Source organism: Sphingopyxis sp. Root1497 (assembly GCF_001427085.1).
Taxonomy (GTDB): Bacteria; Pseudomonadota; Alphaproteobacteria; order Sphingomonadales; family Sphingomonadaceae; genus Sphingopyxis.
Genome location: NZ_LMGF01000005.1, coordinates 854,915 through 876,352, shown reverse-complemented (window position 1 = coordinate 876,352; position 21,438 = coordinate 854,915). Strand labels below are relative to the sequence as shown.

20 protein-coding genes are annotated in these 21,438 nt (G+C 65.7%); 3 read left to right on the top strand and 17 right to left on the bottom strand.

Going from position 1 to position 21,438, the window contains the following annotated elements; genetic code table 11:
* Positions 1-16: 16 nt before the first annotated feature.
* From ASD67_RS23210 to ASD67_RS18620, 13 genes are all read right to left on the bottom strand, one after another.
* Positions 17-400, bottom strand: coding sequence for a hypothetical protein (locus ASD67_RS23210; RefSeq protein ID WP_156377784.1), 384 nt, complete (start codon positions 398-400; stop codon positions 17-19).
* 250 nt (positions 401-650) lie between these two features.
* Positions 651-1,571: an SDR family oxidoreductase gene (locus ASD67_RS18675; protein ID WP_056350419.1), complete on the bottom strand. Its 921-nt coding sequence runs from the start codon at positions 1,569-1,571 to the stop codon at positions 651-653.
* Entirely contained in the window at positions 1,568-3,217 is a 1,650-nt protein-coding gene (locus ASD67_RS18670) for an FAD-dependent oxidoreductase (RefSeq protein WP_056350417.1), read from the bottom strand. Before ASD67_RS18670 ends, ASD67_RS18675 begins: the two co-directional genes overlap by 4 nt.
* Positions 3,218-3,220: 3 nt before the next feature.
* Positions 3,221-3,613, bottom strand: coding sequence for a nuclear transport factor 2 family protein (locus tag ASD67_RS18665; RefSeq protein ID WP_056350415.1), 393 nt, complete (start codon positions 3,611-3,613; stop codon positions 3,221-3,223).
* Entirely contained in the window at positions 3,610-3,840 is a 231-nt protein-coding gene (locus tag ASD67_RS18660; protein ID WP_056350414.1) for a biotin/lipoyl-containing protein, read from the bottom strand. The genes ASD67_RS18665 and ASD67_RS18660 overlap by 4 nt, the downstream gene beginning before the upstream one ends.
* A gap of 4 nt (positions 3,841-3,844) precedes the next feature.
* Positions 3,845-4,837: an alpha-ketoacid dehydrogenase subunit beta gene (locus ASD67_RS18655; protein WP_056350412.1), complete on the bottom strand. Its 993-nt coding sequence runs from the start codon at positions 4,835-4,837 to the stop codon at positions 3,845-3,847.
* The gene (locus ASD67_RS18650) at positions 4,834-5,811 is read right to left on the bottom strand and encodes a thiamine pyrophosphate-dependent dehydrogenase E1 component subunit alpha (RefSeq protein ID WP_056350409.1); all 978 of its coding nucleotides are present in this window, start codon (positions 5,809-5,811) and stop codon (positions 4,834-4,836) included. Before ASD67_RS18650 ends, ASD67_RS18655 begins: the two co-directional genes overlap by 4 nt.
* Complete coding sequence (locus ASD67_RS18645) at positions 5,808-6,455, bottom strand: glutathione S-transferase family protein (protein WP_056350407.1); 648 nt, start codon at positions 6,453-6,455, stop codon at positions 5,808-5,810. The genes ASD67_RS18650 and ASD67_RS18645 overlap by 4 nt, the downstream gene beginning before the upstream one ends.
* A 10-nt stretch (positions 6,456-6,465) precedes the next feature.
* Positions 6,466-7,230: an SDR family NAD(P)-dependent oxidoreductase gene (locus ASD67_RS18640; RefSeq protein ID WP_056350405.1), complete on the bottom strand. Its 765-nt coding sequence runs from the start codon at positions 7,228-7,230 to the stop codon at positions 6,466-6,468.
* A gap of 99 nt (positions 7,231-7,329) precedes the next feature.
* The gene (locus ASD67_RS18635; RefSeq protein WP_200938069.1) at positions 7,330-8,418 is read right to left on the bottom strand and encodes an NADH:flavin oxidoreductase; all 1,089 of its coding nucleotides are present in this window, start codon (positions 8,416-8,418) and stop codon (positions 7,330-7,332) included.
* Positions 8,419-8,456: 38 nt separating this feature from the next.
* On the bottom strand, positions 8,457-10,061 hold the full coding sequence (locus tag ASD67_RS18630; protein WP_235535737.1) for a flavin-containing monooxygenase: 1,605 nt from the start codon (positions 10,059-10,061) through the stop codon (positions 8,457-8,459).
* A gap of 59 nt (positions 10,062-10,120) precedes the next feature.
* Positions 10,121-11,707, bottom strand: coding sequence for an AMP-binding protein (locus tag ASD67_RS18625; protein ID WP_056350402.1), 1,587 nt, complete (start codon positions 11,705-11,707; stop codon positions 10,121-10,123).
* Positions 11,708-11,721: 14 nt separating this feature from the next.
* Entirely contained in the window at positions 11,722-12,486 is a 765-nt protein-coding gene (locus tag ASD67_RS18620) for an enoyl-CoA hydratase/isomerase family protein (protein WP_056350400.1), read from the bottom strand.
* A 295-nt stretch (positions 12,487-12,781) separates the two neighbouring features.
* Between ASD67_RS18620 and ASD67_RS18615 the strand changes: the two genes are divergently transcribed.
* Positions 12,782-14,950: a TonB-dependent receptor gene (locus tag ASD67_RS18615; RefSeq protein ID WP_056350398.1), complete on the top strand. Its 2,169-nt coding sequence runs from the start codon at positions 12,782-12,784 to the stop codon at positions 14,948-14,950.
* 56 nt (positions 14,951-15,006) lie between these two features.
* Positions 15,007-15,768, top strand: a complete 762-nt coding sequence (locus ASD67_RS18610; protein ID WP_056350396.1) for an SDR family NAD(P)-dependent oxidoreductase — start codon at positions 15,007-15,009, stop codon at positions 15,766-15,768.
* An 87-nt stretch (positions 15,769-15,855) separates the two neighbouring features.
* Here the strand turns inward: ASD67_RS18610 and ASD67_RS18605 are convergent, their stop codons facing one another.
* From ASD67_RS18605 to ASD67_RS18595, 3 genes are all read right to left on the bottom strand, one after another.
* Positions 15,856-16,722: an SMP-30/gluconolactonase/LRE family protein gene (locus ASD67_RS18605; RefSeq protein ID WP_056350394.1), complete on the bottom strand. Its 867-nt coding sequence runs from the start codon at positions 16,720-16,722 to the stop codon at positions 15,856-15,858.
* Positions 16,723-16,817: 95 nt separating this feature from the next.
* A complete protein-coding gene (locus ASD67_RS18600; protein WP_056350392.1) occupies positions 16,818-17,630 on the bottom strand; it encodes an IclR family transcriptional regulator in 813 nt (270 codons plus the stop codon).
* Positions 17,631-17,790: 160 nt separating this feature from the next.
* Positions 17,791-18,675, bottom strand: a complete 885-nt coding sequence (locus ASD67_RS18595) for an alpha/beta fold hydrolase (RefSeq protein ID WP_162248614.1) — start codon at positions 18,673-18,675, stop codon at positions 17,791-17,793.
* A 187-nt stretch (positions 18,676-18,862) separates the two neighbouring features.
* On the opposite strand from ASD67_RS18595, the gene ASD67_RS18590 reads away from it, so the two are divergent.
* Positions 18,863-20,188 (top strand): spinster family MFS transporter, encoded by a 1,326-nt coding sequence (locus ASD67_RS18590; protein ID WP_056350388.1) that lies wholly within the window; start codon positions 18,863-18,865, stop codon positions 20,186-20,188.
* Positions 20,189-20,322: 134 nt separating this feature from the next.
* Here the strand turns inward: ASD67_RS18590 and ASD67_RS18585 are convergent, their stop codons facing one another.
* Entirely contained in the window at positions 20,323-21,435 is a 1,113-nt protein-coding gene (locus tag ASD67_RS18585; protein WP_056350386.1) for an acyl-CoA dehydrogenase family protein, read from the bottom strand.
* Positions 21,436-21,438 lie beyond the last annotated feature (3 nt).

Below are 21,438 nucleotides of genomic sequence, written 5' to 3'. Positions count from 1 at the left end.
CGGACGTGGAAACGCTTCAATGCGGCGTGTTTATCAACCAAGCACCCGAATCCATGCCTCGCCCCTCAAACGCCAATTGAGTGCCATTCGAGAACTTTAGTTCCAATCGAAAATCAGAAAAACGAAGGCCATCAATTCGCAAACCGGACAAATTATACCGTTCGGCCAAATTTACGTATTGATCAGTTCCTTCAGAAAGATCGTCATCTTGGTCGGGTGCGGCGTCGGAAGCCCAGAACAATAATCCGGCGTCAACGAAGAATCGGTGAAAAACTCCAGATAACTTAATATAGAATATTTCATAGCACTCGATATCCGGAGAAAAAACGGCGACAAAATCTTCACAAAGATGGCCGAGAACCTCAGTCAATTCCGTTTCATCATGCTGGCGAGTTACCATGTTACGAAGACCTATACAGAGAGCCAATGATGATTGGTCTGGCTTGCCGATTGCTAAGCTAACGGGGGCACGTCGGCAATCGGTCGTTTCCGGACCTCCGTCATCCCGGGCTTGACCCGGAACCCGCCGTTTTCTTCAGGAATGCAGGCCCCGGGTCAAACCCGGGGTGACGAGACAAGAGAGATCGACTCTCGGTCGAAAATGGTCGTTCCGAGGGTTTGCAGAAGACATTATCGCTCGCAATGACGAATTAGGCGGGAACTTTGATCGGCGACCAGTCCTGCCGCTTCGCCCATTCCGCGAACCGCGTCGGCGTCACCCCGAGCAGCCGCGCTGCGGGAATCGGATCGAGCGCGACCGGCGACAGCGGCTGGTCGTTGTACCAGCGATAAAATTTGGCCATCCCGTCATAGATACTCGCCGGCTGGACCTCGCGCGAGCCGGTGACCAGTTCGCTCATCCGCGCCGCGAATTCGTCGGGCGACAGGCTCTGGAAACGCACCGGACGACCCGCCGCGACAGACAGCCGCTCGGCCACTTGCTCACCGACCAGCGCCTCGGGACCGCCCACCGCGATCCGGTCGGCGACCAGATCCTCGTGGAGCAAGGCCGAGACCATATAGGCCGCAACATCCTCGAGGCAGACCCAGCTGATCTTCAGCGTCTCGGCCGCCGGATAGGCGAACACGCCGCTGTTGACGATCGCCGGGCGCGACCAGATGCGGGTGATATTGTCCATGAACACCATCGGTTCGATGATCACATAGGGCACGCCGCTATCATGGATCGCGCGCTCGATATCGCGCCGCCCGTCGTGCGCCGACAGGCCCAGATCATGGTCGGCGACGAAGCAGCTGGTGTTGAAGACGATCTTCCCCAGCCCCGCCGCACGCGCGGCCTCGGCGATATTGCGCCCCATCGTCGCGGCGCGGTCGCGGTCGAATTCGAACGGCAAATGCATCGCCAATGCATCCTGCCCGCTGAATGCTGCGGTCAGGCTGGCGACGTCGTAAAGGTCGGCGGCGACCTCGGGCACGTCCGGATGCGGTGTCGCCGCCATCGCGCCTGGCCGTCGCACGCCCGCAGTCGGCTCCAGCCCCCGCGCCTTGAGCGCGGTCAGCAGCGGAATCCCCTGATCGGCGGGCGCGCCGAGGACGATGATTTTCTTCACGCCACACCTTCCAATTGCTTCGCCGAGACGGTCGCAGCATGGCGCCCCGCGAGAAAACCGAACACCATGCCCGGCGCGATCGTCCCGCCCGGGCCGCCGTAAGTCATGCCCATCGCCGAGGCCATGACATTGCCGGCGGCATAGAGACCGGAGATCGGCCCGCCGTCGACGCTCAGCACCTGTCCATGGACATCGGTCTGCGGCCCACCCTTGGTGCCGAGCGCCCCGCTCTTGATCTCGACCGCGAAGAAGGGCCCCTGGCCGATCGGCCCGAGCGTCGCCGCGGTCGATCCACGCCCGTCGGGATCGCCCCACCATTGGTCGTGCGCCGCATCGCCGCGCCCGAAATCGGGATCACGACCCGTCGCACAATGACCATTGAACCGCTCGACCGTCGCGTCGAGCGCGTCGGGATCGATCTCCAGCCGCTTCGCCAGTTCGGACAGGCTTTCGGCGCGCATCGCCCATTGCGGCGGCGCGACGCCGCGTTCGCCGCTGATCATGCCGAAACCGAAGCGGTCGATATATTGCTGGTCGAAGATCAGCCAGCACGGCAGGTTCTTATAATCGAACGCGCTGACGTCCTGATCGTGAAAGGCCGCGCCGATCGCGTTGTAATTCGCCGCCTCGTTGGTAAAGCGCTCGCCCGCGCGGTTGACCATGATCGAGTGCGGCAGGCTGCGCTGTCCCGCGACGAGCGTCCTGCCCGTCGCGCTTTCGTTCTCCGGAACCTCGGCCACCGGCATCCACCAAGCCTCGCGCATATTGCCGAGCATCGCGCCGACGCGCATCGCCATCTTCAACCCGTCGCCGCTATTGGTCTTGGGGCTCAGCGGGTGTGTCATCGGCCCGCGAATGAAAGCGCGGAGCAGATCGGCATCCCATTCGAAGCCGCCGGTCGCCAGCACCACCGCATCGGCCGCGACCTCGACCTCGCCCGCGGCGGTCTCGAACACCACCCCTGCGACCCGCTCGCCGTCCATTAGCAGCCGCACCGCACGATGCCCCGTCTGCGGTTCGATCCCGCGATCGAGGCACGCGCGCAGCAGGCGCCCGACCAGCGCCTGCCCACTGCCGCGCAGGTCGCCGTCGATCCGGCGCTGCAACTCCTCGGGCGTCAGCGGCTGCGGCTTCGCCTGTCCGAGCGGCGTGTCGTAGATCGAGAAATAGGGCATCGGATAATAGGGCGACAGCGTGACCTTCTCCGCCCACTCACCCAGTTCGTGAAACGAATAGAGCGGGCAATCGAGCGAGCGTCCGCCGTTCGGCATCCCGCCCGGAAACTCGGCGTGATAGTCGGGAAATTCGGGGATCGACCGAAACTGCACCGGGGTGTTCGCCTCGAGAAACGCGACCATCTCGGGGCCATGGTCGAGAAACGCCTCGACCAGAGGCTGCTGCATTAGCCCGTGGGACATCGACATGAGGTATGTCAGCGCCTTTTCACGGCTGTCCTCGACCCCCAGCGTCGCTTCATGATGGTTGTTCGGGACCCAGATCATCCCGCCCGACCAGGCGGTGGTGCCACCAACCTGATCGCCCTTTTCGAACAGCGAGACCCGCGCGCCGGCCTCATGCGCCGAAATCGCGGCGGTGAACCCCGCGCCGCCGGTACCGAGGACGATGACATGCGGCGCTTCGGCCATGGCTTATGCCTTCAATTGCGCGACCATGTCGGCCGTGTCGAAATAATGGATGCGCATGGACGCCATCTTGCCGGCGTCGTCGAACGCGGTGACCTCGGCGATATGCGTCTCGAAGCGCTTGCCGCTCGATTTCGCGGTGACGGTGAAGTGGAGCAAGGCGACGGCATATTTTTCGCCCCCGACCAGTTCCTGCCATTTGACCACCGGATCGTCCCAATAGCCCATGACATGCGTGTACAGCCGTTGCAGCGCATCGCGCCCGCGCCATTCGCCCCCATAAGGAAGCGAGGCCGGTTCATGGATGACGAAGTCGTCGGCCATGAAGTCGGCAACCGCGTCCCAGTCGCCCTTGGCGACCGCGGCGTACATCGCCTTGCTGGCTTCGAGCGGGGTCATTCGATCGTCCCGACCAGCGCGCCGACCGGGTAGACTTCGCCCTCGACACCGATCGGGCGGATGATCCCCGCGACCTGCGCCTCGACCTCGACCGTCGTCTTGTCGGTTTCGACGGTATAGAGGATGTCGCCAACCTCGACGCGCTCGCCGTCGCCGAACATCCATTCGTTCAGCGTCATTTCGGTCGCCGACATGCCGACCTTCGGGATGCGCAATTCCTCCGCCATCGCCTCAGCCTTTCCAGTTCATTGCGGCGCGTACCGCATCGGCGATCTTATCCTTGTTCGGGATCCACGCCTGTTCGAGCGCATTCGCCATCGGCACCGCGGAGAAGGCACCGCCGATGCGCGTCACCGGGGCTTTCAGCTTGCCGAACAGCTTTTCGTTGAGGCGCGAGGCGATTTCGGCGCCAGTGCCATATTGCTTGACCGCTTCGTGGAGTACCACGGCGCGGCCGGTCTTCTCGACCGACGCCGTCACCGTCGCCTCGTCATAAGGCGCGATGGTGCGCAGATCGATCACCTCGACCGAAATCCCCTCGCCCGCCAGTCGCTCAGCAATCTCAAGCGCATCGAGCACGGTGCGGCCATAGGTGATGATCGAGCAATCGCTGCCCTCGCGCGTCACCGCCGCCTTGCCCAGCGGAACGACATGCCCCGGCCCCGGATCGTCCGATTTCAGACCGTAACAGAGGATATTCTCGATGAAGATCACCGGGTCGTTGCACGCGATCGCGGCGCGCATCAGCCCCTGCGCATCGGCGGCGTTCGACGGGGTCACCACTTTCAGCCCCGGCACATGCGCGAACCACGCCTCGAGCATATCGCTATGCTGCCCGCCGAACCCGACCCCGACGCCGGTCGTAGTGCGCAGCACCAGCGGCACATGCGTCTGCCCGCCCGACATGAAGCGCAGCTTGGCGGCATGGTTGACGATCTGATCCATCGCGACCGTCACGAAGTTCATCAGCATGATCTCGGCGATCGGACGGAAGCCCGCGAGCGCCGCGCCGACGCACGCGCCGACGATCGCCTGCTCCGAAATCGGCGTCGCGCGGACGCGGTTTTCGCCATATTTTTCGGTCAGCCCGGCCGAGATCTTGAACACCCCGCCGCCCTGCTTCGCCGCGACATCTTCGCCGAGCAGGATCACCCCCTCATCCTCGGCCATCGCCTCGTCGATCGCGCGGTTGATCGCCTGCGTCACTGTGATCTGCGCGCTCATGCCGCGATCTCCTCTTCGAAGACATCCTTGCGGATTTCTTCCGGCCCCGGCAGCGGACTGTTCGCGGCAAACTCGGCCGCCGCGTCCATCTGCGCATCGAGGTCGGCGACGATCGCGTCGAGCTCGGCCTCCGAAAACTGGTGGTCGAGCATCAACTGGCGCAGCCGCGGCAGCGGGTCCTCGGCCGCCATCTCGGCGAGATGCTCCTTGGGCATGTAGGAGAAGTCGGCGCCGAAGAAATGCCCCATCATCCGGTAACACATCGCCTCGATCAGCGTCGGCCCCTCGCCCGCCCGCGCGCGATCCACGGCAGCCTTGGTGGTGTTGTACATGACGATCGCGTCGTTGCCGTCGACCTTCACACCTTCCATCCCATAGGCCTTGGCGCGGGTGACGATCGAATCGACCTTGGTGTGGTCGGCGAACGCGGTGTGCTCGCCATAGCGGTTGTTCTGGCACAGGAAGATCACCGGCAGCTTCCACAGCTGCGCCATGTTCATCGCCTCGTGGAAGGCGCCGATATTGGTCGCGCCATCACCGAAACAGACGATCGTCACCTTGCCGTCGCCGCGGTTCTGCGACGCGAGCGCGAGGCCGTTGGCGATCGGCAATCCCGATCCGACAACGCCGGTCGTCACCATCACCCCCGAGTCCGGATGGGTGATATGCATCGACCCGCCCTTGCCGCGGCAGGTGCCGCCGACCTTGCCCGCGATCTCGGCGAACAGCGGGTTCAGCGGCACTCCCTTGGCGATCTGGTCGTGCTGGCCGCGATAGGTGGTGACCAGATAATCGTCCTGTTCGAGCGCCGCCATCGCCGCCGCCGACACCAGTTCCTGCCCGCGCACGGTGTAATAGATCACCGCGAGCTTGCCGGTCATCAGCAGCGAACGGAATTTCTCGTCGGCGCGCGCGACGCGCATCGTGCGGGTGTAGATATCGCGCAACTTGTCGCGATCGATCGTCTCGGTCATGCAGATTCTCCGATGCCATATTGGGGGTTGGCGCTGGCGGCAGCGCTGGGGCGCGCCGCAACACGGTCGCGCCAGGCAGCAAGATTGGTCAGCGCCGGATCGAGTGGCTGCCCGACCATCGCGCCGAACTCGACGAAGCTATACAGCAGGATGTCGGCAAGGCTGAACCGCTCGCCCAGGGCCCACGGCCCCGCGCCGACAATCCGGTCGAGCTGCGCCAGCCCGTCGGCGGCGAGCCGCTTCAGGTCCGCCGCCGCGTCGGGCAGGCAGAGCAGCCGACTCTGAAACATCGGCAGTCCCTCCGCGCCGCGAAAGCCCCCGGTCATCGGCACGACGACAAGCTGGTCGACGATCCGCGCCAGCATCCTTGTCCGCCCGCGTTCCTCGGCTGTCGCGCCCAGCAGCGCATGACCGCCCAGCGTCTCGTCAAGATATTCGCAGATCGCAATGCTCTCGGCGATACACTGCCCATCGTCGAGTTCGAGCAAGGGCGTGTGCCCGAGCGGACTTTTCGCGCAGAAATCGGGCTGGCGGTTTTCGGCCGTCATAATGTCGACGAACCGGCGTTCGACCGCGACCCCCGTCTCGGCAAGGTACATCAGCACCACGCGCGGATTGGGGCCGAGCGACTGAGAGAGCTTCATTGTGCGACCCTCAGAACTGGACGCGTTTGGTGAAACCGCCGTCGATGACGAGATGCGCGCCGGTCATGTACGGACAGGCGGGCGACGCCATGAACACGATCCCCTTCGCCACTTCCTCGGGCTCGCCGAAGCGCCCCAGCGGCATCTGCGCCAGCGTGCCTTCATAGAGCGCCGGCACCGCCGACTTGATGACCTCCCAATTGCCGCCGGGATAATAGATCGCGCCGGGCGAGACGATGTTGACGCGGATATTCTGCGCCGCGAGCGACTGGCTCAATTGCGAGCCATAGGTTATCAGCGCCGCCTTCAGCGCATTGAACGCCTGCGGCACGATGAAGGTCTCGACCGCCGCGGTCGACGACATGAAGATGATCGATCCCGAACCCGACGCTGCCAGCGCCTCGGTCAGCACCTCGACCCCGTGGACCGCGCCCATCACGTCCATGTCGAGCCCGCGCTGCCAGTCGCCGGTCGCACCCTGCCCCGACGAGCTCGCGGTATGGATGAAGATGTCGCAGCCGCCGAGCGTATCGCGCGCCTTCTCCAGCCAGGCGCGATAGCCGTCGGGATTGCCGGTCATGTCGAACTGCTCGCCGAACACCTTGCCCGGCCCCGCCGCGTCGATCGCCGCGACCGCCGCCGCGACCTTCTCGGCATCGCGCGAGAAAAAGGCGACATCGGCGCCCTCGGCGGCGAAAATCTTGAGCGACGCCAGCCCCAGGCCGTGCGCGCCGCCGTTCATGATGACTTTCTTGCCCTTGAGACCCAGATCCATCGCATCCTCCTCTTGTGATTTTGAAGGAGAGAGTATCGCGGGGACCGACGGCGGGACATCAGCAAAAATGGGAGCGGCGAGTCATTCGCCTGCGAAAGATTATCCCGCCGCTTCCTCTTCGACGAATCCCGGCCAGCGCCGCATATAATGGACGAACTCATCGCTGAGCCCTTCGCCGAGCAGGTGCGGCACCGACGCGGGCAGCGGCGGCGAGCGATAGGCCGGGTCGCGGCGGACGCGTTCGGGGAAGTCGTGGCGCAGGATGGCGGCGCGCCCGATGACGACGAAATCGCAACCGGCGTCGAGCACATCGCGCGCGTCTTCGGCGGTCATTACCTTGCCCGCGGCGCCAAGGCGAACCGGGCCGCGCGGCAATTCGGCGAAATAGCTCAGCAGCGAGCGCCCTTTCAGCCTGTCATCCTCGGGTTCCTTGCGGACGTCCCACAGCGACATGTCGAGATAGTCGATCTTGCCTCCGGCCATCGCCTGCACCGCCACATCGCGGATTTCCTCGAGCACCAGCCCGAAGCGTTCGGGCGACAGGCGCAGGCCGAGCTGGAAATCGGGCCGCGTCGCGGCGCGAATGCCGTCGACGATCTCGAACAGGATGCGCGCGCGGTTTTCCAGGCTGCCGCCGTAATCATCGCCGCGGCTGTTCGACTCCGCCGACAGGAATTCGGCCAGGATATAGCCATGCGCGCCATGAATCTCGACGCCGTCGAACCCCGCCCGCTCGGCCCGCACCGCGCCCGCGATAAAATCGTCGCGCAGGGCTTCGACCTCGGCCTCGGTGAGCGCGCGCACGCCGCGGTCGGGCACTGCGGACGGCGCGACCGGCGCGCCCACCAGCGCCGTCTCGGCGCGGCTGCCGGCATGATGCAATTGCACCGACGAAAGCGAGCCCTTCGCCCGGATCGCGTCAGCGAGCGCGGTCAGTCCCGCCACATGCTCCTCGTCGAAAACGCCGAGCTGCCCGGTAAAGCCCTGCCCCACCGGCTGCACATGCGCCGCCGCCGTCATCGTCAGCCCGAATCCGCCCGCCGCGCGCATCTCCAGCCACTTGTGTTCGGCGTCCGACAAGCGACCGTCGGCATGGCTCTGCCGGTTGGTCAGCGGCGCGAGCATGAAACGGTTTTTCAGCGCGGGACCGCGCGATAGCGACAGCGGTTCGAACAGCCGATCGGACAACAGGAGGGACCTTTCCAGACGGGGACGCAGGGCGCCGGTTATCGCAGCGTGAAGCCCCGATATCCCTCGGCGGCCGCATCGGCGCAGATTTCGCGGTAGCGGCCAAGCCCGCCGATATAAACCGGGAATGTGCGCGGCTTGCCCGGCACATTGGCCCCGGTGTACCAGGTGTTGGCGGTCGGATAGAGCGACAGCGAGCCGAGCGTCGTCACCTTCTGCATCCAGCCGTCCTCGGCGTCGGCATTCGCCTCGATCGAGCGGATGCCCTCGCTGCGCATATGGGTGATGCAATCACACACCCAGTCGACATTCTGCTCGTTCAGAATGATGAAATTGGCCAGCGCCGACGGACCGTTCGGCCCGGCGATGACGAACAGGTTCGGAAAGCCCTCGATCATCAGGCCGAGGTGCGAACGCCCGCCATCGGCCCATTTGTCCTTGAGCGCGCGGCCATCCTTGCCCGTGATGTCGATCGACAGCATCGCGCCGGTCAGCGCGTCATAACCGATCGCGGCGATGATGATGTCGACCTCGACCTCACCTTCGGCGGTGCGGATGCCCTTTTCGGTGATCTCGACGATCGGATGCTCGATGCAGTCCTTCAGCGTCACATTGTCGCGGTTATACGCTTCGTAATAGCCGGTATCGAGGCACGGGCGCCGCGCGAAGATCGGGTAACCGCGCGGGGTCAGCTTGCGCGCCGTTTCGGGGTCGTTCACCGTTTCGGCGATCTTGCCGCGCACGAATTCGGCGACAACCTCGTTCGCCTCGCGGTTGGTCAGCAGGTCGGAAAAGAGTCCGAGGAAGGACAGCCCGCTCTGCTGCCAGGCGTCCTCCATCAGCTTTTCTGATTCGGCTGGGGTCACGCTGAACACCGGGCGGTGGGTGATCGGACGGACGCCGCCGGTCAGCGAGTGACGCGCCGCCGCGCGCAGCCCCGGATAATGCGCCTTGATATGCGAGACATAGTCTTCGTCGAGCTTGCGGTTGCGCATCGGCAAAGTGAAGCTCGGGGTGCGCTGATAGACGGTGAGATGCTCGGCCTGCTCGGCAACGACGGGGACGATCTGGATTCCCGACGATCCGGTACCGATCACCGCGACGCGCTTGCCCTTGAGGTCGACGTCATGGTGCGGCCATTTGCCCGACAGATAAAGCTCGCCCTTGAACTTCGCGGCACCCGGTATGTCGACCTGCTTCGGCACCGACAGCGGCCCCGTCGCCATCAGGCAATAGTTCGCCTCATAGACGACCCCGCCATCGGTCTCGATCCGCCACAGCGCGGCGTCCTCGTCATATTGCACCGCAGTCGCGCGCGTCTCGAAACTGATGTCGCGCTTGAGGTCGAGCTTGTCGGCAACGAAACGCGCATAGGACAGGATTTCGGGCTGCGCCGCGAATTGCTCGCTCCAGGTCCATTCCTGCTGGATCTCGTCCGAGAAGGAGTAGCTGTAATCGATGCTCATCACGTCGCAGCGCGCGCCCGGATAGCGGTTCCAGTACCAGGTGCCGCCGACATCGTCGCCGGCCTCGATCAGATGCACGTCGAGCCCCATACCGCGCGTGCGGTGGAGCGCATACATGCCGCCGAAGCCTGCGCCGATGATCAGCGCGTCGAGACGACGGGGAGAGGTTGCGCTCATATTTTCAGCCTGTTGCATGATAGTCTTTCCGGGGATTCTTGTATCGGGTGCGGCGCGGGTCAGCCCGCATCGGCGAGTTGCGCGCGGGCGATGTCCATCCCCGTGCGATAGTCGCTCTTGCCGCTCGCATGGCGCGGCAGCACCGCGACGCGGATGATCGTGCGCGGCTGCTTATAGGCGGCGAGGTCGTGCGACAGCGCGGCACGCAAGGCTGCGTCATCGGGTTCCTCGCCCGCCTCGATCAACGCGGTGACGACGCTGCCCCATTTGGGATCGGGCAGCCCGAACACCATCGCATCGGCGATGCCGTCGACGCGCTTCAGCGCCTCCTCGACCTCTTCGACGAAGACCTTTTCGCCGCCGGTGTTGATGCACATGCTGCCGCGGCCGAGCAGCCGCAGCCGCCCGTCGGGCAGGCGTTCGGCCATGTCGCCGGGTACCGCATAGGGCTGGCCGTCGATGATGCGATAGACGCTCGCGGTTTTTTCGGGGTCGCCATGATAGCCGGCACCGAACGGCGGACGCCGCGCGAGCCAGCCCGAGCCGACCTCATCGTCGGCGAGGACGCGGCCCCCGTCATGGTCGACGATCACCGTCTGCGGCCCCGGTTCGAACAGCCCGGTCGGCGTGGCGCGGTCCTTGTTGGTGATCGCATAGCCGAAACCCGAGGCTTCGGATGCGCCGAGAATGTCGAGCAAAGTGAGCTGCGGCAGCGCGTCGAGCAGCGCCGCCTTCACCTGCTCGGACCACATCAGCCCGGCCGACGAAATCAGCCGCAGCGCCGACAGGTCCCAGCGCCCCGGATGGGCGAGCAAGGTATCGGCCATCGGGCGCGCAAAGGCATCGCCGACGATCAGGATGCGCGTCACCCGATGTCGTTCGGCCTCGCTCCACAATTCCTCGGCGCTGAACCGGTCCGAGGGCAGCAGCACGGCGGTGCCGCCGACGAGCAGCTCGGCGAGCGAGCTGTTGAGCCCCGCGCCATGCATCAGCGGACAGGCGGGCATGACGCGACCCGCGGCGCCTTTGAGCACCTGCGCGATATGGTCGTCCATGCTCGCGGGGGTCGACACCGCGACCGGCGATTCGAGCTGCGAGCGCCGCGCATCGGCCGAACGCCACATCACGCCCTTGGGCCGCCCCGTGGTACCGCCAGTGTAGAGCAAATAGCCGTCGTCGGGCGAACGCGCGATGCCCAGCGGCGACGCGTCGCCCTCCGCCACGATGCCGTTATAGGCCCCGTCGCTGCCGATCTGCACGGCATAGATCAGATGGTCGATCGCGCCGCCGATCAGCGATGCGACGACCGGCCCGAACTCGTCCTGATAGAATAGCCCCGCCGCCTGACAGTCACGCAGCACATATTCGATCTCGGACGTCGTGTAGCGATAGTTGAGATTGACGTGGGTCAGCCGCGCCTTGAACGCCGCGGCCGCGATCTCGATGAACTCGGGGATGTTGCGCGCCAGGATCGCGATACGCGCACCGGCGGAAAGCCCCGCCGTCCGCATCGCGCGCGCCAGCCGGTTGGTGCGGGCATCGAAATCCGCCCAGTTGGTGACATGGTCGCCGCGAATGATTGCCGGGCGGTCGCCGGGCACATGCGCCGCGGTCGCGTCCAGCAGGTCGCCGAAATTCCAGTCCATGACGGCGGCTCCGCTCAGCGGCCCTGAAAGACGGGCGCGCGCTTTTCGACAAACGCCGCGACCGCTTCCTGCGCGTCATAGGAGGTCGACAGCTTGGCGGTGTTGCCCTGCTCATAGATATAGCCGTCGCGCAGCGTCATATTCTCGATCGTGCGCATGCTGTCCTTGGCATAGCGCGTCGCGAGCGGGCTCTTCGACGCGATCACCGCCGCCATCTCCAGGCAATAGGGCAACAGTTCGTCGACGGGCAGGCAGGCCTCGATGATGCCGCGGCGATACATTTCGGATGCCGGGGCGCGATAGCCGGTGAGCATCATGCGCCGCGCCAGCGAGTGCGGGACGATCCGCGAGGTATGCTTGCCGCCGCCCATCAGGCCGACGTCGATCTCGGGCAGCCCAAAGACCGCATTTTCGGAGGCGACGATGATGTCGCAGCTCGCGGCGAGGCCGAAACCCGCGCCGAGCGCCGGGCCGTTGACCGCGGCAATCACCGGCTTGGCGCAATCGGCGATCGAGTAAGCGACTTCGCGGACGACGCGGTTGCGGTTCCAGCGCTTGCCGGGGATCGACAGGTCGGGCCGGTTCTTGAGGTCGGCGCCGGCGCTGAAGCATTTGCCCGCGCCGGTGAGGACGGCGACGCGCACATCGTCGCGGTCGTTGAAGCTGTCGAAGACGTCGGTCAGTTCCTGCAGCATGTCCAGCGCGGCGGCGTTGACCGGCGCATTGTCGAGCGTGACCAGCGCGACATGGTTTTCGACTTCGGTGCGAATGTTGCTCATATCCGTTTCTCCCAGTTGCCGTCTCCATGGCATCGGGCGGCGGCCACCGGACGCGAAAGCCGTCCATGGCGCCAAAAATCTCATTCGCGATTGAAGCGCTCGCTTCCGGAATCGCGCTTGTGATTATCGGGGGCGGCCCGGCCGCCCGCATTGCCCTTCGCCCCGCAACCCACGAACGGGGCCGGGCAACCTGCCCGACGGGCTGCACCAAGACCTTTAAAACCCCGCGCACCCCCTTCGAGGCGAACGCCATCGAGGGATGACAAGAAAAGCGCGATTCATCAGGGAGTGGACGATGAAGAAGCACAGCATATTTTTGGCGGGCGCCGGTATCGCCGCCCTCCTGACCGCGGCCCCCGCCTTCGCGCAGGACGCATCGGACGACGTCGCACAGGACGAGGCGCAGGCCGATGAGGGCGGCCTCACCGCGATCGTCGTCACCGCGACCAAGCGCGGCTCGGCACAGAATGTCCAGGACGTGCCGATCGCGGTCACCGCCTTCGGCAGCAACGAACTCGACAGCATCCACGCGCGCTCGATCGCCAGCGTCAGCTATGCGGTCCCCAACGCCTCGCTCGAAAGCGTCGGCACCACCCCGGGCTACGCCAATTTCTCGATCCGCGGCCTCGGCATCAACAGCTCGATCCCCTCGATCGACCCGACCGTCGGCGTGTTCGTCGACGGGGTCTATCTCGGCGTCAGCGCTGGCGTTCTGTTCGACACCTTCGACCTCGAGGGCGTCGAAGTGCTGCGCGGGCCGCAGGGTCTGCTCTTCGGGCGCAACGTCACCGGCGGCGCGGTCTTGCTGCGCACCACCACGCCCACCAACCGCTTCCGCCTCGATGCCAAGGCCGCGCTGTCGACCGGCCTCGAAAAGCGCGCGAGCATTTCGGTGTCGGGCCCGCTCGTCGGCGACGTGCTCAGCGGCAAGATCGCGGTCTATTACAACGACGACGCCGGCTGGTTCAAAAACGACTTCGACGGCAAGAAGCTCGGCGGCAGCGAAACGCTGATCGTCCGCCCTGCCCTGCGCTTCCAGCCCAACGACAGTTTCGACCTGATCCTGCGCTACGAACATGGCCGCATCCGCGGCGACGGCCCGGCGGTCACCAACCACGGCCTCTTCCCGCGCGACAGCTTCCGCGTGAACCAGAATTATGCGGGCTTCACCAGGACCGACTGGGATCAGGGCATCGCCGAGATCAACATCGACACCGCCTTCGGTGACGGCACGATCACCAACATCGCCGCGGTCCGCGCGCTCAGCAACGACAGCGGCGCCGACGTCGACGGCTCGCCCGTCACCAGCCTCCACTCGCGCAACAATATCGAGCAGTGGCAGATCAGCAACGAGCTGCGCTACGCGGGCACCTTCGGCGCCTTCGACGTGACGACCGGGCTCTTCTATTTCGACCAGGACATCAACTACGCCGAACAGCGCCTGCTCTCGGGCGGCGCGCTCACCGTTTCGGGCGGCGGGCGTCAGAAGCAGAAGACCGGCGGCGTCTTCGCGACAATCGACTGGAACATCACCGACATGCTGACGGTCAGCGTCGGCGCGCGCTATTCGGCCGAAGAAAAGGCCGTGCAGGTCCGCTCGATCGGCGTCGGCGGCTGCAACCTCGACACGCTGCGCTGTTCCTACGACTTCGTCGACAAGGACAATTGGAGCGGCTTCACCCCCCGCGTCGGCGTCCAGTTCAAGCCGACCGAGGACACCTTGCTGTACGCCTCCTTCGCACAGGGTTTCCGCAGCGGCGGCTACAACTTCCGCAACCTCAACCCCAATGTCGCGCCGGGTCCGTTCGACCAGGAAAAGCAGGACGCCTATGAAGTCGGGCTGAAGCAGGAATTCGGCAATGTCGCGCGGATCAATCTCGCCGGCTTCTACAACCGCATCAACGGCACCCAGCGCGAATTCCAGGCGCCCTTCGCGCCCTTCGGCAACTTCCAGATCATCACCAACGCCGCCGATGTGTCGATCAAGGGGCTCGAGGGCGAATTGCTGGTCAAGCCCGTCTCGGGCCTGACGATCGCCGGCCAGTTCGGCTACACCAAGGGCAAGTACGAAAAAATCCTGTTCGATCTCAACGCCGACGGCGTCATCAACGACCGCGATTTCGCCCTGAAATTGCCGCGCCTGTCGCCGTGGAGCTATGGCGGATCGATCACCTATGCCACCAATGTCGGCGGCGATTTCGATGCCGAAGCGCGTGTCGGTGCCAACCACCGCGATGCCGCCTTCTACAACGACCAGAACACCGGCCTGCTCCGCGCCGCGACGATGGTCGATGCCAGCCTCGCGGTCACCCATGGCCGGGTCAAAGTCTCGGTCTATGGCAACAATTTGCTCAACGAAGCGACCTTCGGCACCGAGGCACCTTTGCCCTTCTTCGCCGGTTCGACCTTCTCCCCGCTCAACAAGGGCAGGGTCTACGGGGTCGAAGTCGGCTACAAATTCTGATCTCTCTCCCACTGGAGCCCGCCCCAAAAGCGGGCTCCATTTTTATGGGTTCTCCTATGACCAAATCTCTTGAAGGGCACGTCGCGCTCGTCACCGGCGCATCGCGCGGCCTCGGCCGCGACATCGCGCTCAAGCTCGCCGCCAATGGCGCGGCCGTAGCGCTGCTCGACCGCAAGGCGCATTGGGCCGAAGACCTCGTCCAGCAAATCGAGGCCGATGGCGGCAAAGCCGTCGCGCTTGGCTGCGACGTCTCCGATCGCGACGCGCTGCATGAGGCGTTCGACAGCGCCGCGGCCGACCTCGGCGGCATCGACATCGTCGTCAACAACGCGATGTGGACCAAATATTCGCCGATCGACGGCATCGACGCCGAAAGCCTCGACAAGATGCTCGGGGTCGGCATCGCGGGCATTATCTGGGGTACCCAGGCCGCGGCGAAGCATATGCGGACGCGCAGCGGCGGGTCGATCGTCAACATCGCCTCGGTGTCGGCGCACATGGGGCTGCCCAATGCGATGGTCTACTGCGGGATCAAGGCGGCGGTCGAGGGCATGACGCGCTCGTCGGCGATCGAACTTGCCCCCTCGGCGATCCGCGTCAACGCCGTCGCCCCCTCGACCGTCGCGACCGAAGGCGTGCGCGCGATGCTCGACGACGCGACCTTCGCGGCGCGCGTCGCGAGCACGCCGCTCGGCCGTCTCGGCGAAACCTCGGACATCGCCGAGGCGGTGCTCTTCTTCGCCGACAGCACCCGCTCGGGCTTCGTCACCGGACAGTCGCTCCTCGTTGACGGCGGCATCTCGATCGCCTTGCGCTGAGGATATTACCGTAGCCCTGAGCCTGTCGAAGGGCGCTTCTCTGACAGGCGCCCTTCGACAGGCTCAGGGCTACGGTTCAAAACGCAGCTAAGCGTAAACCCCCTCGGCAATCCCCCGCGCATCGAGCCCGCGGATCGCCGTGATCCGCCCGGCATCGGGATGATCGGCGACCAGCCGATGCCCCGAATTGGCGATGCTCGTCAGGTACAGCGTGTCGAGGTTCGGCCCGCCGAACGCCGGGCACGATGGGAACGGCAGCGGCAGCGGGATCGAGCGCAGCAATTTACCCTGCGGCGAATAACAGGCCACCGCCTGCGCCAGCACCAGCGCCGCCCAGATCCGCCCCTCGCTATCGACCGTCGCGCCGTCGGGCCCCGATCCCTGCTCGCGGCAATCGACCAAATCCTCGCGCGGCCCGATCACCCCGCTTTCGACATCGTAGCGATAACGCCGCAAATGCCCGTCGAGGCTGTCGGCGAAATAGAGCGTCGCGCCATCAGGCGAGAAACTGATCGCATTGCCGATCGCCACCCCGCGCTCGATCTCCGCCCAGCCGCCGTCGGCATCGAGCCGGAACAGCGCCCCCGCGTCATCGTCATAACCCGTGCGCATCGAAGCCGTCAGGAAGCGGCCGTGACGGTCGGCCTTGCCGTCGTTGAGCCGCGTCGCGGGCGCCATTACCGGATGCGCGATCGCCTCCACGCCACCGCTTTCGGGATCGAACCGGTAAAAACCGTCCGCCAGCGCGGCGATCAGGCCGTCCGATGCCAGCCCGATGCTGCCGACCGGCTGTTCGAGCGTCCAGCGGCGCACATCGCCCCCTTCCGCATCGCTCGACAGGATTTCGGGCGCGATCGAATCGACCCAGTAAAGCCGTTCGCTGCGATGATCCCACAGCGGGCTTTCGCCCAGCCCGGCGACGCCGGCGGGCAACAGGTCGATGGCGACGGGCATGATCTTCTCCTCTTGTGACGGCAGAGGATAGCCGCTGCGCCGGACCGCGCGGCGCCGATCGGCCCGGCGCCGCCGCTTATTTCAGATGCGATTGTTCATTCGGCCGCGATAGCGAAATCCTCGCCCTCGTCGGCGGCATCGTCGCCGCGATAATCCTGCGGAAAGCGATGGTGGAATTCGGCGATCGTCTCGCGCATGATCTCGACGAACTCGGCGCGGCGCGGCGACAGCCTTTCGGTCGTGCCGCCGATCCCGATCACCAGCGGGATGCCATGGCTGCTGTTGCCCAGCGGCATCGCGATCGACGCGATCCCCGGCACCGGATGCTCGGGCCAGTAACAATAGCCCGTGTGGCGGATCCAGCGGATCCGGCTCATCACATCCTCCAGCGTGATCGCCTTGTCGGGATTGAGCTCATAATAGTTGGAATAGCGATAGATTTTGTCGATCTCGCGGTCGCGCATCCGGCTCATCAGCGCCATGCCCGCGGTCGCGTCGAGCATCAGCCGCATCTCGCCCGGATTGGGCGGGCGCTTGTGCGGATGGTCGGGGGTACGCATCGTCACATATTGGATGAACAGGTCGTTCTGCGTGACGAGGACGACGGTTTCCTCGGTCTTGCGGAACAGCTCGTCGATCAGCCAGTTATAGCCATTGCCATAGGCGACATGGCCGTAAAGCCAGCTGCCGAGCGAGGCGACCTGCAGCGTCGGCAGATAGGTCCGCGTCTTGCGATTATAGTTGAGATAGCCTTCGATCACCATGCTCTTGAGCAGGTTGGTCGTGCTCGACTGCGGATAGCCGAGCGCCGAATAAATCTCGTTGAGCCGTAACGGCTCGCGGCGGTCGCGGAACAGTTCGAGCACTTCAAAGGTGCGCGATGCCGATTTGACGGGTTTTCTCTTCATCTCTCCACCCCAACAACGACAGCGCTGAAGCCATCTGTGGCCGGTCAATCTGCCGCCTGCGGGCGGTCTCTGCTGCGCGCACGATAGCGACCCGCCTCCGCCGGACGGGCAAAAGCGTGACTTCGATCGGTCATATCACATATGTGATATCCGGTGAAGCTCAGGTAGTGTTCGGCGAACCCGCCAGATGCGCGGCGATCCGCGTCCCCCAGGCGGCGCGCAGCCGCGGCGGTCCGTCATGCGCCATCTGCTCGTCGATCTCGATGATCGCACCCGATATGGCCTCCGCCGTCTCGAGCGCGCGCGCGACCGGAATGACCTTGTCGTGGCGGCCATGGAGGATCAGCGTCGGCACGCGCAGCGCGCCGAGCGCGGGGCGCAGGTCGGGCGCCGCAAGGCTGGCAGCGAAATGGCGCGCGGTGCCGCCGCGATGCACGCCGTGGCGCCAGGCTGTCCGCGCCTCCTCGGCAACGCGCCCCGCGTCGAAATCCGCCACCATGCCGTTCGCCTGCGCGACGCCGAGCTGGCGCGCGACATAGGCATCCTCGTCGGGGATATGGTCGGCGGCAAGCCGGTCGAGCGCCGCATCGGGAACCGCGTCGGCCATCGACCGGCTCATCGCCATCACCAGCGACAGGCTGAGCACGCGCCCGGGCGTCTGCACCGCCAGTTGCTGCGCGACCAGCCCGCCGATCGAGCGTCCGACCAGATGCGCTGCACCGATCTTCTCGGCTTCCATCACCGCAAGCACATCGGCCACCATATCGGCGATGCCATAGGGCGGAGGCGCATCGCCCTGCCCCAGCGCCGCCGCCTTGATCGCGTGCAGGTCGGGCACATCGCCGGCCAGCGCGGTCGATCGCCCGGTATCGCGGCTGTCGATGCGGATCGGCACGAAACCCGCCGCGACGAGCGGCGCGCAAAAGCTATAGTCGAAATCGGTCGACGGACGCCCCGCCCCAGCCAGCAGGATGACGACCGGACCATCGCCCGCCGCCATGCGCTCATAATGGATGGTGGCGGCACCGTTCGTTGCGAAGGCCATGGCTGCTTCTCCTCGCTCGCCCGTCTGCGCGCCGCACGACACCTCGGCGAGCGCGATGCTCGCGCGGGGCGACAAATCAGCATGGGGATAATGGCCCTTCACCGCGCTCCCGCCCCGCCGTCTGGCCAGGCTGTGCCTAGAGTGGCGTCTGCGAAGAACGGGCAAAGCGCCCGCCATGGAGAGGCCGATGACCAGCGACACGATCACCCCCGACACGGCCCGCCCCGCGTCCATGCCCTATGGCGCGCTGTTCCTGTTGATGACGGTTTACGCCTTCAACATGCTCGACCGCCAGATCGTGACCATCCTCGTCGAGCCGATGAAGGCCGACCTCGGACTCGCCGACTGGCAGATCGGGATGATCAGCGGCCTCGCCTTCGCGCTCTTCTACACCCTGCTCGGCATCCCGCTCGCGCGCATCGCCGATCGCGGCAACCGCGTCGGCATGATCGCCATCGCGCTCGCGGTATGGAGCGGCTTCACCGCGCTCTGCGGCCTCGCGCGCAATTTCACCGAATTGCTGCTCGCACGCATCGGCGTCGGGGTCGGCGAAGCCGGCTGCACCCCGGCGGCGCACAGCCTGATCACCGACTATGTCCCGCGCGAACAACGCGGCCGCGCGCTCGCGCTCTATTCGCTGGGGGTGCCCGTCGGTTCGCTCGCGGGGCTCGTCCTCGGCGGCATCCTGCTCGCGACGCTGGGCTGGCGCGCCGCCTTCCTGATCGCCGGCGTGCCCGGCATCCTGCTCGCGCTCATCGTCTGGTTCACCCTCGACGAGCCGCGCAAGCGTGCGATCACGACACAAACAGCGGTCCCGCATATGCCGCTAAGCCAGGTGCTCGCAACCTTGCGCCGCCTGCCCAGCTTCTGGCTCATCTCCTTCGGCACCGCGATGGGGGCCTTCGGCTATTATGGCCAGGCCTCCTTCTTCGGCTCGCTCTACATGCGCACCCATGTCGCCGGCATCGATGCGATGGCGGCGGGCTGGGGCGTGCCGTCGACGGTCTTCCTCGGCCTCAGCCTCGGGCTGATCGTCGGGCTCGTCGGCATGGTCGGCACCTTCGTCGGCGGCCAGCTCGCCGACAGCGCGGCGAGGCGCGGGATCAGGGGCTATACGCTGGTGCCGTCGACCTCGCTCGTCATCGCGGCGCCGCTGTTCGCGGGCGCCGCGCTCTCCCCGACCGTGTCTTTGTCCTTCGCCTTTTTGAGCGGTGCGATCTTCGTCCACGCGCTCAACTATGGCTCGGTCTTCGCCTCGGTGCAGACGCTCGTCCCCGCACGCGTCCGCGCGATGGCGGCGGCGGTGCAATTGTTCGTCACCAACGCGATCGGCCTCGCCTTGGGGCCGCTGTTCGTCGGCATCGCGAGCGACCTGCTAGCCCCCTCGCTCGGCACCGAGCAAGGCCTGCGCGCCGCGATGGCGCTCGTCGCGCTGCCGCTCGCGGTCGGGTCGCTGCTGTTCTGGCTGGCGGGGCGCCGGATCGAGGCCGACGAGGCGAAGCAGGGCGCCTAGAATATTGATGACATTGGATTAATACACCTCGTCATTGCGAGCGCAGCGAAGCAATCCAGAGCGGATTACGCCACTCTGGATTGCCGCGTCGCTTCGTTCCTCGCAATGACGATTCAATCTCATGTCATCGCGCGCTAGCGCGTCATCTCCGCAAACCGCGCCTTGTGATAATCACGATCCCCATGCGCTAGGTCGAGCATCATCTGGCGGCGCAAATGATGGCTGACGATCAGTTCCTCGCTCGTCCCAACCCCGCCATGGAGTTGCACCGCCTGCTGCGCCACCGCGATACCGCATTGCGCGACGCGGACCTTGGCTGCCGCGATGAGCGACCTCGCGTCGCCCCCGCCCGCGAGCTGCGACGCCGCGACCATCATCAGCGCGCGCGCTTCCTCGCACGCGACGCTCATGTCGACGACCTTGTGCTGGACGACCTGGAAGCTGCCGATCGGCGCGCCGAACTGCTGGCGCGTGCGAACATAGTCGAGCGTCGCCTCGACCGCCGCCTCCATCGACCCCACCGCCTCGGCCAGATGCGCGACGATCGCAAGGTCGAGCGCCGCCTCGATCCGCTCCGCCGCTTCGCCGACCGCGCCGACCGGAATGCCCGCGACACCTTCGAGATCGAGGCTGCAATGGCGATGGCTGTCGACCGCGCGGAACCGCTGGACACTCAGCCCCTCGGCGCCGCGCGGGACGAGGAACAGGCCGACGCCGTCGCGCTCGCCCGAAGTTCCGGCGTTACGCGCCGACACCAGATACCAGTCGGCGTCGGCGCCATCCTCGACATGCGCCTTGGCCCCCGTCAGCCTGAAGCCATCGCCGTCAGCAACCACACGAGTCGAAATGGCCGCAATATCAAAGCCTTCTTCCTCGACCAGCGCCGCGGCGATGCGTACCTGCCCCGCCCCGACCTGCTCGAGCAGCGCCGCGCAATGCTCGCCCCCGCCCGCCAGCAGCGCCGCCGGCAGCACGCAATGGCTGACATAGGCATCGGTCATCAGGTGCCGACCGACAGCTTCCATGATCGCCATCACCTCGACCGGCCCGCCGCCGAGCCCACCGTCTTCCTCGGCGATCGGCAGCATCAGCCACCCCAGCTCGGCCATCTTGCCCCAACGCTGCGCGGCACCTTCGCCAACTTCCGCCAGCCGCTTCAACCGCTCGGCGGCATTCCATTCCTCCGCACCGAAGCGTTCGGCGCTGTCGCGCAGCATCTGCTGCTCGTCGTTAAAGGCGAACTGCATCGC